This is a genomic window from Streptomyces sp. NPDC053755 (genome assembly GCF_040677675.1).
Lineage (GTDB): Bacteria > Actinomycetota > Actinomycetes > Streptomycetales > Streptomycetaceae > Streptomyces.
Window position 1 is genome coordinate 600,606 of sequence record NZ_JBFASK010000001.1, and the last position, 13,194, is coordinate 613,799.

Genomic DNA, 13,194 nt, shown 5'->3' on the forward strand with positions numbered 1-13,194 from the left:
GAGTCGAGGGAGGGGCGCGTCATGGGGGCGGAGCAGATCAGGCGGTGGGAATCGGGCGCACTCGCCCATGCCGTCACGGACCCGTTCGGACAGGGCCCTCTGCCCTGGCTGCGCGGGTCGGAGAACTACTTCGACGACACCGGCCACGTCGTCCCCTGGTATGCCGACGCGACCCTCGCCCGCGGCGGCAGCGGCGGTCCGCGTACGGCCGACGACGTGCACCGCCAGATCAAGGGCTTCACGTCGAGCGGAGCGGTCGCGCCCGGCGAGGCGATCGATTTCCACATCACCGTGGACCCGCCGCAGCAGTTCTCGGTCGACATCTACCGCATCGGTCATTACGCCGGCGAGGGTGCCACCAAGATCACCACCAGTCCGCGGCTCTCCGGCATCGTCCAGCCGGCCCCGCTCACCGCCGACCGGACCGTCTCCTGCCACCACTGGTGGCAGTCCTGGCGCCTCCAGATCCCGTCCTTCTGGTCGATCGGCGCGTACGTCGCCGTCCTCACCACCGCCGACGGCTACCGCTCCCACATCCCCTTCACCGTCCGCGACGACCATCCCGCCGACCTTCTCCTCGTCCTTCCGGACGTGACCTGGCAGGCGTACAACCTCTACCCCGAGGACGGCCGGACGGGCGCCAGCCTCTACCACGCGTGGGACGAGCAGGGCCGTCTGCTCGGCGAGGAGGACGCGGCGGTCACCGTCTCCTTCGACCGCCCCTACGCGGGGGCCGGCCTGCCCCTGCACGTGGGGCACGCCTACGACTTCATTCGCTGGGCCGAGCGGTACGGCTACGACCTCGCGTACGCCGAGACCCGTGACCTGCACGCCGGCCGCGTCGACCCCACCCGATACCGCGGCCTGGTCTTCCCCGGCCACGACGAGTACTGGTCCGTGCCGATGCGCAAGACGGTCGAACTCGCCCGCGACCAGGGCACGTCGCTCGTCTTCCTCTCCGCCAACACCATGTACTGGCAGGTCGAGCTGGGCCCCTCCCCGTCGGGCGTCCCCGACCGGCTGCTGACCTGCCGCAAGCGCCGCGGTCCCGGCCGTCCGGCTCTCTGGCGCGAGGTCGACCGCTCGGAGCAGCAGCTGCTCGGCCTGCTGTACGCGGGCAGGGTGCCCGAACCGCACCCCCTGGTCGTCCGGAACGCGGACCACTGGCTCTGGGAGTCCACCGGCGCGGGCGACGGCGACGAGATCCAGGGCCTGGTCGCCGGCGAGGCGGACCGCTACTTCCCGCGCACCGCGCTGCCCGAGCACGACGGCCGGATCCTCCTCGCCCACTCGCCCTACCAGGACAGCGAAGGGGCGCTGCGCCACCAGGAGACCTCCCTCTACCGGTCCCCGTCCGGCGCCTGGGTCTTCGCCTCCGGCACGTTCGCCTGGTCGCCCGCCCTGGACCGGCCGGGCCATGTCGATCCACGGATCCAGCGCGCCACCGCGAACCTCCTGGACCGCATCTGCAAGCGGGACTGAGCGAAGAACGACAGGCCGGGGGCGGGGCCGGGCGACGCCCCCACGCCAGGATGCGAGAGAATCGAAGCGCTCCTGGATCAACCTACGCGGAGGAACCGTGTCCGGATTTGTAGAAAAGCCCGAGCCTGTTCAGGTCCCGGGCCTGACCCACCTCCACACGGGCAAGGTGCGTGACCTCTACCAGAACGAGGCCGGCGACCTCGTCATGGTGGCCAGCGACCGTATGTCCGCGTACGACTGGGTCCTGCCCACCGAGATCCCCGACAAGGGCCGGGTCCTGACCCAGCTCTCGCTCTGGTGGTTCGATCAGCTGTCCGACCTCGCCCCCCACCACGTCGTGTCGACCGACCTGCCGGCGGGTGCCCCCGCCGACTGGGCGGGCCGCACGCTCGTCTGCAAGTCGCTGCGGATGGTCCCCGTCGAGTGCGTGGCCCGCGGCTATCTGACCGGGTCGGGGCTCGTCGAGTACAAGGAGTCGCGTACGGTCTGCGGCCTCGCACTGCCCGAGGGGCTGAGCGACGGCTCCGAGCTGCCCGCCCCCATCTTCACGCCGGCCACCAAGGCCGCCGTCGGCGAGCACGACGAGAACGTGAGCTACGAGGAGGTCGCCCGCCAGGTCGGCGCGGAGACGGCGGCCCATCTGCGGCAGCTGACCCTCGCCGTCTACAGCCGGGCCCGCGACATCGCCCGCGAGCGCGGCATCATCCTGGCCGACACCAAGTTCGAGTTCGGCTTCGAGTCCACCCCGCACGGCGACCGGCTCGTCATCGCCGACGAGGTGCTGACCCCGGACTCGTCCCGCTTCTGGCCGGCCGCGAGCTGGGAGCCGGGCCGCGCCCAGCCGTCGTACGACAAGCAGTTCGTCCGTGACTGGCTGACCTCGGCCGCCTCCGGCTGGGACCGCACGAGCGAGCGCCCGCCGCCCGCCCTGCCGCAGGAGATCGTCGACGCGACCCGGGCGAAGTACCTGGAGGCGTACGAGCTGCTCACCGGCACCCCCTGGCACTGACCGGCACGCCGGTGCCGGAACGCGAGGAAGCCCCCGGTCGGATCGACCGGGGGCTTCCTCTTATGGAGCGGACGACGAGATTCGAACTCGCGACCCTCACCTTGGCAAGGTGATGCTCTACCAACTGAGCCACGTCCGCATGCGCCGTAGCGCGGAGCCAACTATACCCAACCTTTCTCCCGCGCGAGACGCACCGCCGTATGACGGTTCTCGGCACCCAGCTTCGTGGCGGCCGAGGAGAGGTAGTTCCGGACGGTCCCCTGCGAGAGCGAGGCCCGCTCGGCGATCTCCGCGACCGGCGCCCCGTCCGCCGCGAGCTCCAGGACCTCGGCCTCCCGCGCGGTCAGCGGGGAGTCCCCGGCGGAGATCGCGTCGGCCGCCAACTCCGGGTCCACGTAACGGTTTCCGGCGTGCACGGTACGAATGATCTCCGCCAGCCGCTGGGCGCTGACGGTCTTCGGGACGAAGCCCCGCACCCCGGCGGCGAGGGCCCGCTTGAGATGCCCGGGACGGCCGTGACCGGTCACGATCATGGTCCGGCACTCGGGCACCTCGTCCCGTACGGATGTGGCGACCTTCACACCGTCGGCGCCCGGCATCTCCAGATCGAGGACCGCGACATCGGGCCGGTGCGCGCGGACCATGGCCAGGGCCTCGGGACCGCTGGCGGCCTGGGCGACGACCACGAGGTCGTCCTCCAGGGCGAGCAGGGCGGCGAGCGCGCCCCGGATCAGATGCTCGTCGTCGGCGAGCAGGACCCGTACGGTCACGACGCCTCCCTCTCGGCCGGCGGGCGCGCGGAGACGAGACCGGCACCGGAACCGGAACCCGAACCGGCCCCATCATCGGCCCCGGACCCCTCAGCGGTCCCGGCCCCGGACACCGAAGCGGTGGCCCCGGACACCGAGCCGGTCCCGGGAAGCGGAACCCGCGCCCGCACGCGGAACGTGCCGCCTTCCGCCGGACCCGCCTCCAAGGAGCCGGCCACCGCCGAGAGCCGCTCCCGCAGCCCGGCGAGCCCGGAGCCGCCGACCCGTGGCCCCGGCACCTCGCGCCCCCCGTCCTCGACGCCGTCCTTCACGCCGTCGTTCTCGACGGTGAGCAGCACCGAACCCTCCTCTCCCCGCAGGGTGATCGTGCAGCGCGACGGGTCGCCGTGCCGCAGGACGTTCGTCGTGGTCTCCCGGACCACCCAGCCGAGTGCCGACCGCACCTCGGCCGGCAGCTCCAGCTCCACCGAGTCCACCGCGCAGGTGATCCCGGCGGCGTTCAGCACTCCGCGCGCGCCCTCCAGCTCGACCCGCAGATCGGCCTCCCGGTAGCCGCGCACGACATCGCGGACCTCCCGCTGGGACTCCCGGGCGATGCGCTGCACCTCGATCATCTGGTCCACGGCCTCGGGGCGTTCGCGGCGGGCGAGCTGGACGGCGAGTTCGCTCTTCAGCGCGATCACCGAGAGGTTGCGGCCCATGACGTCGTGGAGGTCGCGCCCGAAGCGGAGCCGCTCCTCGGCGACGGCGAGGCGGGCCTTCAGCTCCCTGGACCGCTCCAGTTCCCAGACCACCTTCATCAGCCAGCCGGAGAATCCGCACGCGGCCACGAGTCCCCCGCCGCTGAACAGGATGCCGACCGCGTAGCCGGCGGCCTCCGCCGGGCCGATGCCCATCACGGCGACCACGGCGCCGGTGGTGAGCGCGGCGAGCGGGGCCACGTACAGCATGTGCCGGACCCGGTCCATGCACAGGACCAGGGCGCCCAAGCTGAAGGTGATCGTGCCGGTGACGATGCTCGCGGCGACCGATCCGTCGGCGAGGACACCCGTGGCGCGCAGCACGATCGCCGTCAGCGCGCCGGCCGCGGTGAGGGCCACGACCGCCGTCGCCGGCCGGACGGGCCGCTCGCGCCGGCCCGCGATCCAGTCGAGCGCCCGCGAGCTGAGCACGGCGGTCAGGACGGCGTGCACGCAGACCAGCAGCCCGAGGGCGAGTGCGAGGGGCAGACCGAGAGGGCTGCGTTCCTTCTGCGCGAGCGGCACGCCGCCGATGGCGGCGATCTCCAGCAGCGCGAAGAAGTGGAAGGTCCACCGGGTGTACAGCTCGACCTTGGCCGCGCTGCTGCGGCCGACCCACCACCCCGTCAGCCTGGACACCGGCCGCCCCCGTTCCTCGCGTCGTTCGCGATCGTTCCTAGCGTCGCGGTTCCCAGCGGAACCACCGCTGGACAGCAAACACGGTGAGGGCGCCCCAGGCCAGCGTGGTGAGGGCGGCGGTCAGCAGGTCCCCGGCGCCGACGCCCCCGAACCAGCCGGCGCGGACGAACTCCATGACGCCACTCAGCGGCAGCAGCGCGCAGACGTCGGCGACCGCGTCGGGCAGGACCTCGCGCGGGACCATCATTCCCGAGCCCATCGCCGAGACGAGGAAGAAGGGCAGGGTGGTGAGGCCGGCGCTCTCGACGTTGCGGGTGATGGCGGTGGTGGCGGCCGCCAGCCCGGCGAGCAGCCCCACGCCCGCGAGGAGCCCGACGAGCAGCAGGTCGGGCCGCTCGGGCGCCGCCACGTCGAGGACGGCGACCCCGCCGACCGTCAGCACGGCGCACTGGGCCAGCGCGATGGCGGTGGAGGGGAGCGCGGCGCCCGCGAGGATCTCCCGGTCGCTCGCCTCGCCGGTGCGCAGCCGCTTGAGGACCAGTTCCTCGCGCCGGGCGACGTAGGCGGAGACCAGGCCCATGTAGACGACGAGCACCAGGACGAGGCCGGTACCGCCGACGAGGGTGGCTCCGGCGACCCCCATGGGCAGTTCGTCGCCCAGCTGGGTGACCGACGAGCGCAGCACGAAGATCATCAGCAGCGGCATCAGCAGGGCGATGAAGAGGTTGTTCTTGTTCCGCCCGAGGAGGGTGAGTTCGGCGCGTCCGAGGGCGGTGAGCCGGGTGACGGAGGCGTTCATCGGGCACCTTCCAGGTCGGTCGCGTGCGAGGCGGTCGCCGCGTCGGGGGCGGCGTGGCCGGAGGCGATCTCCAGGAACGCCTCCTCCAGTGAGGCGGAACGGGCGTCGAGCGCCTCCAGGCGTACGCCGGCGCCCTGGGCCCAGGCCAGCAGCTCGGTGAGCGCGTCCTGGAGTTCGTGCGTACGGATCTCCACCCGGCGCCCGTCGGCCGCTGCCCGCAGTCCCAGGGGCAGCCGCGCGGCGGGGACGCCTTCGGGCAGGGTGAAACGGATGCGGGAGGGACGGGCGGCGGTGACCTCGGCGGGGGTGCCGGAGAGGACGATCCGGCCCTGGTGCATGATCGCGAGCTGGTCGGCCAGGGTCTCGGCCTCTTCGAGGTAGTGCGTGGTCAGGACCACGGTCGTACCGCCGTCCCGCAGCTCCCGCACCAGCCGCCAGGTGTCGCGCCGGCCTTCGGCGTCGAGGCCGGTGGTCGGCTCGTCGAGGAAGAGGACCTCGGGCCTGCCGAGGAGGGCGAGCGCCAGGTCGAGGCGTCGCCGTTCACCGCCGGAGAGCTGTTTGATCCGCACCCGGTCGCGGGCGCCGAGGCCGACCATGTCGAGGGCTTCGGCGGTGGGCCGGGCGCCGGTGGTGCAGCCGGCCCACATGCGTACGGTTTCGGCCACGGTCAGGTCGGACGGGAAGCCGCCTTCCTGGAGCATGACGCCGATCCGGGGGCGGACGGCGGTCCGTTCGCGGTACGGGTCGTGGCCGAGGACGCGGACGGTGCCGCCGCTGGGGGCGGCGAGTCCTTCCAGCAGCTCGACGGTGGAGGTCTTGCCGGCTCCGTTGGTCCCGAGCAGGGCGAAGACCTCGCCCTGGGGGACGGCGAAGGAGATGCCGTTGACGGCGTCGAAGCCGCCGGAGTAGGTCCGGCGGAGGTCCTCGGCCTCGATCACGTGGGTCATGGCTCCAGCCTTCCGCCGGGCGGGGGAGGTCGGCAGTGCGCGGTGTCATCGGCGTCCATGACAAATGTCAGGGCCGCCGTGCCGGGTGACCCCAGCCCTGTCCGGGCCGCCCGCCGGGGCCGGCCGCCGTGCCGCGCACCCCCGGGCCTCGTCCGGGCCGCGCACCCGATCTGCTCCCGGTCCCGTCGGCACCCCCGGCACCCCGGACCCCCGGCATCGCACACGAAGAAGCCCCCGGTCGGTTCGACCGGGGGCTTCCTCATATGGAGCGGACGACGAGATTCGAACTCGCGACCCTCACCTTGGCAAGGTGATGCTCTACCAACTGAGCCACGTCCGCATTGCTGCCGCTCGGCTTTCACCGGGCGGTGCGAGCACTACTCTACCTGATCCATCTCGCGGCTCTCGACCCTTTTCGGGGCGACGGCCAACGAGGTGATCGGTCAAGCGATGCAGAGCGGGTGACAGGAATTGCACACTGCGCCTTCCCCCTGGAAGGGGGATGTTCTACTACTGAACTACACCCGCACGCTGCGTGAGGTCCGGCCCTGCGGCCTCGCCCCTCGGCGTGCTCCAGACTCTAGCCGATCACCGGGGGTGCCGTGCAACTCGGTGGCCGACGGCGCGTCAGCGGGGCCGCTCAACCGGCCGCGCGAAAGGCCTCGTAGACCCGCTTCGGGATCCGGCCGCGGGCGGGCACGTCCATCTTGTTGGACTGCGCCCAGGCGCGCACCGCCGCCGGGTCGGGCTCGAGCGCGGTGTGCTTGTACGAAGTGACGGTCGCCGTGCCCGTACCGGCGGTCCGCCCCGGCCGCTTCCGCCCCGCGGCGAGGTAGGGAGCCAGCGCCTTGCGCAGTTTCTTTGCATTGGCGGGATTCAGGTCGATCTCGTACGTCTTCCCGTCCAGGCCGAACGCAACCGTTTCCGCCGCTTCTCCGCCGTCGATGTCGTCGGAGAGAGTGACCACTACTCGCTGAGCCACGGATATCGGTCCTTTCCTGCGGTCCGCCGCGGTGTCAGGGGGCTCTGAGGCGTCTCTGACGTGCGGTGATACCGACTTAACGGCTACCCCGGTGCAATGCTGCTTTCCTCTGTATTCCTTTGTACAGCGCCGGGCCTCGTATTGTGAAGCCCAGGCAATTGCATCAGCGTGTCCCGCGCAATGGGCGGGGCGGTATTTCTCTTGAATTTTCGGTGCGGGTCTTTGCGTCGTTTGTAGGGTCCTCCAGTTTTCTACTCGCGTAGAATTTGGAGGCAGGTACGCTGAGGGAACCGCCCACGCAACACACCACCGGGAGTGCCAGTGGCACGCGTCGTAGTCGACGTCATGCTCAAGCCGGAGATCCTCGACCCGCAGGGACAGGCGGTGCAGCGTGCACTGCCCCGCCTCGGGTTCGCCGGGATCGCCGACGTCCGCCAGGGGAAGCGCTTCGAGCTGGAGGTGGAGGGGCCGGTCGATGACGCCGCCCTCGCCCGCATCCATGAGATGGCCGAAACCTTCCTTGCCAACACCGTGATCGAGGACTTCGTCGTCAAGGTCGAGTCCGAGGTCTCCGCCGAGGTCACGTCGTGACCACACGCATCGGCGTCGTCACGTTCCCCGGAACGCTCGACGACCAGGACGCGCTGCGGGCCGCCCGTCTGGCGGGCGCCGAGCCCGTCTCGCTCTGGCACCGCGACAAGGACCTCAAGCAGGTCGACGCCGTGGTCCTGGCCGGCGGCTTCTCCTACGGCGACTACCTGCGGGCCGGAGCCATCTCCCGCTTCTCGCCGGTCATGGAGACGATCATCGAGCAGGCGAAGGCGGGCATGCCCGTCCTCGGTATCTGCAACGGCTTCCAGATCCTCACCGAGGCCCATCTGCTGCCGGGCGCGATGCTGCGCAACAACCACCTGCACTTCATCTGCCGCGACCAGAAGCTGCGGGTGGAGAACGCGGACACCGCCTGGACCGCGGACTACGAGCAGGGCCAGGAGATCCAGGTCCCGCTCAAGAACATGGACGGCCGGTACGTCGCCGACGAGCGGGTGCTCGACGAGCTGGAGGCCGAGGGGCGGGTCGCCTTCCGCTACCTGGACGTGAACCCCAACGGCTCGCTCCGTGACATCGCGGGCGTCACCAACGCCGCCGGCAACGTGGTCGGTCTCATGCCGCACCCCGAGCACGCCGTCGAGCCGCTGATCGGTACGGGTCGTACCGACGGCCTCGGATTCTTCACCTCGATCCTGAAGAAGCTGGTCAACGCATGACTCTCGACACCGTCAAGCACGCGGGCGAGACGCCCGACAGCGAGCAGCCGTGGAAGGAGCTCGGCCTCAAGGAGGACGAGTACGCGCGCATCCGCGAGATCCTCGGCCGCCGTCCCACCGGTGCCGAGCTCGCCATGTACTCCGTCATGTGGTCCGAGCACTGCTCGTACAAGAGCAGCAAGGTCCACCTGAAGCAGTTCGGCGAGAAGACCCCCGAGAACGACGCCATGCTCGTCGGCATCGGCGAGAACGCGGGCGTCGTCGACGTCGGCCAGGGGTACGCGGTCACCTTCAAGGTCGAGTCCCACAACCACCCGTCGTACATCGAGCCCTACCAGGGCGCGGCCACCGGCGTCGGCGGCATCGTCCGCGACATCCTCGCCATGGGCGCCCGCCCGGTCGCGGTCGTCGACCCGCTGCGCTTCGGCGCGGCCGACCACCCCGACACCAAGCGCGTGCTCCCCGGAGTCGTCGCGGGCATCGGCGGCTACGGCAACTGCCTGGGCCTGCCGAACATCGGCGGCGAGGTCGTCTTCGACGCGTGCTACCAGGGCAATCCGCTGGTCAACGCCGGCTGCATCGGCGTGATGAAGCACGAGGACATCCACCTCGCCAAGGCCTCCGGCCCCGGCAACAAGGTGATCCTCTACGGCGCCCGCACCGGCGGCGACGGCATCGGCGGTGTCTCCGTCCTCGCGTCGGAGACCTTCGACGACACCAAGCCGACGAAGCGCCCCGCCGTCCAGGTCGGCGACCCCTTCCAGGAGAAGCTCCTCATCGAGTGCACCCTGGAGATCTTCAAGGAGAAGCTGGTCGCCGGCATCCAGGACCTGGGTGGCGCCGGACTCTCCTGCGCGACCAGCGAACTCGCGAGCGCCGGCTCCGGCGGCATGCGGGTCGAGCTGGACCGGGTCCACCTGCGCGACGCGACCCTCTCGCCCGAGGAGATCCTCATGAGCGAGTCGCAGGAGCGCATGTGCGCGATCGTCGAGCCCGAGCACGTCGACCGCTTCCTGGAGATCTGCGAGAAGTGGGACGTCATCGCCACCGTCATCGGTGAGGTGACCGAGGGCGAGCGCCTGGAGATCTTCTGGCACGGCGAGCAGATCGTCGACGTGCCGCCGCGCTCCGTCGCCCACGAGGGCCCGACCTACCACCGGCCGTACGCCCGCCCGGAGTGGCAGGACGCGCTCCAGGCCGACGACGCGGGCAAGCTGCCCCGGCCGCAGACCGGCGAGGAGCTGAAGGACCAGGTCCTGAGGCTGGTCTCCTCTCCGAACCAGGCGTCGAAGTCGTGGATCACGGACCAGTACGACCGGTTCGTGCAGGGCAACACCGTCCTGGCGCAGCCCGAGGACGCGGGCATGGTCCGGATCGACGCCGAGACCAACCTCGGTGTCGCCATGGCGACCGACGGCAACGGCCGCTACGCCAAGCTCGACCCGTACACGGGCGCGCAGCTCGCGCTGGCGGAGGCGTACCGCAACGTCGCCGCCTCCGGCGCCAAGCCGCTGGCGATCTCGGACTGCCTGAACTTCGGTTCGCCCGAGGACCCGGCCGTGATGTGGCAGTTCGCCGAGGCCACCCGCGGTCTGGCGGACGGCTGCCTGCAGCTCGGCACCCCGGTGACCGGCGGCAACGTCTCGCTGTACAACCAGACCGGCGACATCGCCATCCACCCGACGCCGGTCGTGGCCGTGCTCGGTGTGATCGACGACGTCAACCGCCGCACGCCGATCGCCTTCGCGGAAGAGGGCCAGCTCCTCTACCTGCTCGGCGACACGCGCGAGGAGTTCGGCGGCTCGGCCTGGTCCGAGGTCGTCCACCAGCACCTCGGCGGTCTGCCGCCGGCCGTGGACCTCGACCGGGAGAAGCTGCTCGGCGAGATCCTGATCTCCGCCTCCCGCGACGGCATGATCGACGCGGCGCACGACCTGTCCGACGGCGGACTGGTCCAGGCGGTCGTGGAGTCCTGCCTGCGCGGCGGCACCGGCGCGCGCCTGGTCGTCCCGGACGGCCTGGACGCCTTCACCTTCCTCTTCAGCGAGTCGGCGGGCCGTGCGGTCGTCGCCGTCCCGCGCAGCGAGGAACTCCGCTTCACCGACATGTGCGGCGCGCGGGGCCTGCCCGCCGCCCGGATCGGCGTCGTGGACGGTGACGAGATCGACGTGCAGGGCGAGTTCAGCATCGCGCTGGACGAGCTGCGCACGGCGCACGAGGCGACGATCCCGGGCCTGCTCGCCTGAGCGGCGCCCGAGTCCCGTGACACGGGAGCCCTCGTCCGGACCCTCGGTCCTGGGCGGGGGCTTTCCTGTCGCGTGCCGCCCGGGGGTCGATCCGGATGGCGGGCCCTAATCCGCCTTGCCCCAGAAGGCGTCGGACTCGTCGATGTCCTCGACGCACTCGTCGATGTCGCTGATCTTCCCGCCCACGATGGTGAAGATCAGGGCGCCCTTCAGCTCGATGCCCCGGTCGCCGCGCTCGGCGTAGAACTTGTTCGCCGCGACGGCGTGGCCGCGGCCGTCGACGGAGACGCTGTCCACCTCCACCCGCATCTTGCCGCCGGTGAGTTCGAACATCCTCCGGTACATGCCGAGGACGTTGTCCCGGCCCTTGAAGTGCCCGGAGATCTGGCTCTCGCCCGGCGTGTGGTGCGTACAGTCCGACGTCATCAGCGAGCCGACGGTCTCCATGTCTCCTCGGGACCACGCCTCGAAGCCCCGGCGGACCAGGACGCTGTCAGGGTGTTCGGCCATGGCTGTTCGACCCCTCTCGTACGCGTAGGTGTGCTGGAAGCCCTCCCCCTCAAGTCTCCGACTAGGCTCGCTCCCATGCCACCGGCCAGAAAGCGCACCCGCAGCTACGACTCCGCCAAGACCCGGGCCGCCGTGCTCGCGCAGTTCCGGAACGTACGCGAGGCGGTGACGGCGCTGCCGCCCGAGCGGCTCGACGGGCCGACCCGGCTGGGGGAGTGGACCGTACGGGACCTGGCCGCCCATCTCACGATGGTGCTCGGCTCCGTCTCCCGGTACCTCGGCGAGCCTGAGCCGGCCAGGCGGGAACTCGCCCTGCCGGACTGGCCGTCGGCCACGGTGACGGCCGCCGCGCGGATCGACGAGGACACCCGGGCGGTCGACACCGCCGACCTGGCCGGGCTGTACGCGCGGACACAGGCGCTGTACGAGGAGCGGATCGCCGGGGCCGGCGACGAGCGGCTCGTCCCCACGCGGTTCGGGGCGATGCGGCTGGCGGACTTCCTGGTCACCCGGGCCCTCGAACTCGTCGTGCACACCGACGACCTGAACGCGGCGACCGGGCTCGCCGTCCCGTTCGACCGGCAGGCGCTCGCCGCGTGCGCGCGGCTGCTCGCCGACGCGCTGGCGGTGAAGGCGCCGGGCGGCGCGGTCGAGGTGCGTGTCCCGCCCCACGCGGTCGTCCAGTGCGTGGAGGGCCCCCGGCACACCCGGGGCACCCCGCCCAACGTGGTGGAGACGGACCCCCTCACCTGGATCCGCCTGGCCACCGGCCGTACGACCTGGGCGCGGGCCCGGGACGAGGGGAAGGTCGCCGCGAGCGGCGAACGGGCGGACCTGTCCGGTCTGCTGCCGGTCCTGGGCTGACCGGGCGGGGTCCGGCCGCCGTACCAGTGCGGAGAGCTGGGCGGAACCGTTCCTACCGCCCGTCCGTCACATCTCCATGCTGAAGACACGTACCACCGCAGCCACCGCCGTTCTGGCCTCGCTCGTCGTGCTCTCGGCGTGCGGCAGCGAGAAGCCCGGCTCGGACCCCGGCGCCGGCACGGTCGCCCCCGACGTCCCGGTCACCGGAGTCCACTGGGCCTTCGACTCCATGACGGTGGCGGGCAAGGAGACCCGTGCCCCCGCCGGCGCCCACGTCGAGATCGCCAAGGACGGCCAGGCCAAGGGAGACAGCGGGTGCAACGGCTTCGGAGCCGAGGTGGCGGTCGAGGGCGACAAGGTCACCGTCAAGCAGGGCGTGGGCACCGAGATGGCCTGTCCCGGTGAGCGGGGAGCCTTCGAGGCAGGACTTCGGAAGGCGTTCGCCGGTCCGCTGAAGGCCAGGCTCGACGGCGACCGGCTCACCCTCAGCTCGTCGGACGGCGGGACCGTCCTCACGCTGACCTCCGAGCCGCCCGCCGCCCTGAACGGCACCACCTGGACCGTCGACTCCCTCCTCGCCGGGGACACCGCGTCCTCCGTTCCCAAGGGCGCCGAGGGCAAGGCGCACTTCGTGATCGACAAGGACGGCAAGGTCCGGGGCAGCCTGGGCTGCAACCGGTTCACCACGACCGCGAAGATCTCCGGCAAGACGGTCGCGTTCGGGGACGTCACGACCACCCGCATGATGTGCACGGGCCCGCAGATGAAGCTGGAGACCGAGCTGTACGAGGTGTTCGGCGGCTCGGCGACGTACGAGCTGCGCCACCGCGGACTCACCCTCACCACCGCCGACGGCAAGGGCTTCGCGGCGACGGCGAAGCCCGCCGCCCCCGCGAAGCCCTAGCCGAACAGTCCCCCCGCCCCCGCTCAGCCGCAGG

General features: G+C 71.4%; 13 protein-coding genes and 3 tRNA genes. 7 read left to right on the forward strand and 9 right to left on the reverse strand.

From position 1 onward, the window contains the following. Nucleotides 1-21 precede the first annotated feature (21 nt). Complete coding sequence (locus tag AB0K65_RS02705; RefSeq protein ID WP_365713535.1) at nucleotides 22-1,482, forward strand: N,N-dimethylformamidase beta subunit family domain-containing protein; 1,461 nt, start codon at nucleotides 22-24, stop codon at nucleotides 1,480-1,482. A 97-nt stretch (nucleotides 1,483-1,579) separates the two neighbouring features. After that, nucleotides 1,580-2,491 carry a phosphoribosylaminoimidazolesuccinocarboxamide synthase gene (locus AB0K65_RS02710; protein ID WP_365713537.1) on the forward strand — a complete coding sequence of 304 codons (912 nt, stop codon included), beginning with the start codon at nucleotides 1,580-1,582 and terminating at the stop codon, nucleotides 2,489-2,491. Between the two features lie 63 nt (nucleotides 2,492-2,554). Here AB0K65_RS02710 and AB0K65_RS02715 read toward each other — a convergent pair. The 8 genes from AB0K65_RS02715 to AB0K65_RS02750 form a co-directional block, all read right to left on the reverse strand. Continuing rightward, a tRNA-Gly gene (locus tag AB0K65_RS02715) sits at nucleotides 2,555-2,630 on the reverse strand. Between the two features lie 22 nt (nucleotides 2,631-2,652). Beyond that, on the reverse strand, nucleotides 2,653-3,261 hold the full coding sequence (locus AB0K65_RS02720; RefSeq protein ID WP_365713539.1) for a response regulator transcription factor: 609 nt from the start codon (nucleotides 3,259-3,261) through the stop codon (nucleotides 2,653-2,655). After that, complete coding sequence (locus AB0K65_RS02725) at nucleotides 3,258-4,640, reverse strand: histidine kinase (protein ID WP_365713541.1); 1,383 nt, start codon at nucleotides 4,638-4,640, stop codon at nucleotides 3,258-3,260. Before AB0K65_RS02725 ends, AB0K65_RS02720 begins: the two co-directional genes overlap by 4 nt. A gap of 37 nt (nucleotides 4,641-4,677) precedes the next feature. After that, nucleotides 4,678-5,439 carry an ABC transporter permease gene (locus AB0K65_RS02730; protein WP_365713543.1) on the reverse strand — a complete coding sequence of 254 codons (762 nt, stop codon included), beginning with the start codon at nucleotides 5,437-5,439 and terminating at the stop codon, nucleotides 4,678-4,680. Further along, nucleotides 5,436-6,386 carry an ABC transporter ATP-binding protein gene (locus AB0K65_RS02735; RefSeq protein ID WP_365713545.1) on the reverse strand — a complete coding sequence of 317 codons (951 nt, stop codon included), beginning with the start codon at nucleotides 6,384-6,386 and terminating at the stop codon, nucleotides 5,436-5,438. The genes AB0K65_RS02730 and AB0K65_RS02735 overlap by 4 nt, the downstream gene beginning before the upstream one ends. Nucleotides 6,387-6,650: 264 nt before the next feature. Beyond that, nucleotides 6,651-6,726: transfer RNA gene (locus AB0K65_RS02740), tRNA-Gly, on the reverse strand. 116 nt (nucleotides 6,727-6,842) lie between these two features. Next, nucleotides 6,843-6,914 (reverse strand) — tRNA-Gly (locus AB0K65_RS02745). A gap of 112 nt (nucleotides 6,915-7,026) precedes the next feature. After that, entirely contained in the window at nucleotides 7,027-7,368 is a 342-nt protein-coding gene (locus tag AB0K65_RS02750; protein ID WP_365713547.1) for an Lsr2 family protein, read from the reverse strand. A 321-nt stretch (nucleotides 7,369-7,689) separates the two neighbouring features. Between AB0K65_RS02750 and purS the strand changes: the two genes are divergently transcribed. From purS to purL, 3 genes are read left to right on the forward strand one after another with little or no spacing between them, the layout of a single operon-like run. Continuing rightward, entirely contained in the window at nucleotides 7,690-7,959 is a 270-nt protein-coding gene (gene purS / locus AB0K65_RS02755) for a phosphoribosylformylglycinamidine synthase subunit PurS (RefSeq protein ID WP_365713549.1), read from the forward strand. Next, nucleotides 7,956-8,636, forward strand: a complete 681-nt coding sequence (purQ, locus tag AB0K65_RS02760; protein ID WP_365713551.1) for a phosphoribosylformylglycinamidine synthase subunit PurQ — start codon at nucleotides 7,956-7,958, stop codon at nucleotides 8,634-8,636. The genes purS and purQ overlap by 4 nt, the downstream gene beginning before the upstream one ends. Continuing rightward, entirely contained in the window at nucleotides 8,633-10,882 is a 2,250-nt protein-coding gene (gene purL, locus AB0K65_RS02765; protein WP_365713553.1) for a phosphoribosylformylglycinamidine synthase subunit PurL, read from the forward strand. The genes purQ and purL overlap by 4 nt, the downstream gene beginning before the upstream one ends. A gap of 105 nt (nucleotides 10,883-10,987) precedes the next feature. Here the strand turns inward: purL and AB0K65_RS02770 are convergent, their stop codons facing one another. Beyond that, nucleotides 10,988-11,392, reverse strand: a complete 405-nt coding sequence (locus AB0K65_RS02770; RefSeq protein ID WP_365713555.1) for a nuclear transport factor 2 family protein — start codon at nucleotides 11,390-11,392, stop codon at nucleotides 10,988-10,990. 75 nt (nucleotides 11,393-11,467) lie between these two features. On the opposite strand from AB0K65_RS02770, the gene AB0K65_RS02775 reads away from it, so the two are divergent. Both AB0K65_RS02775 and AB0K65_RS02780 read left to right on the forward strand, forming a co-directional pair. Beyond that, a complete protein-coding gene (locus AB0K65_RS02775) occupies nucleotides 11,468-12,256 on the forward strand; it encodes a sterol carrier family protein (protein ID WP_365713557.1) in 789 nt (262 codons plus the stop codon). 76 nt (nucleotides 12,257-12,332) lie between these two features. Continuing rightward, nucleotides 12,333-13,160, forward strand: a complete 828-nt coding sequence (locus AB0K65_RS02780; protein WP_365713559.1) for an META domain-containing protein — start codon at nucleotides 12,333-12,335, stop codon at nucleotides 13,158-13,160. The last annotated feature ends 34 nt before the right edge of the window (nucleotides 13,161-13,194 follow it).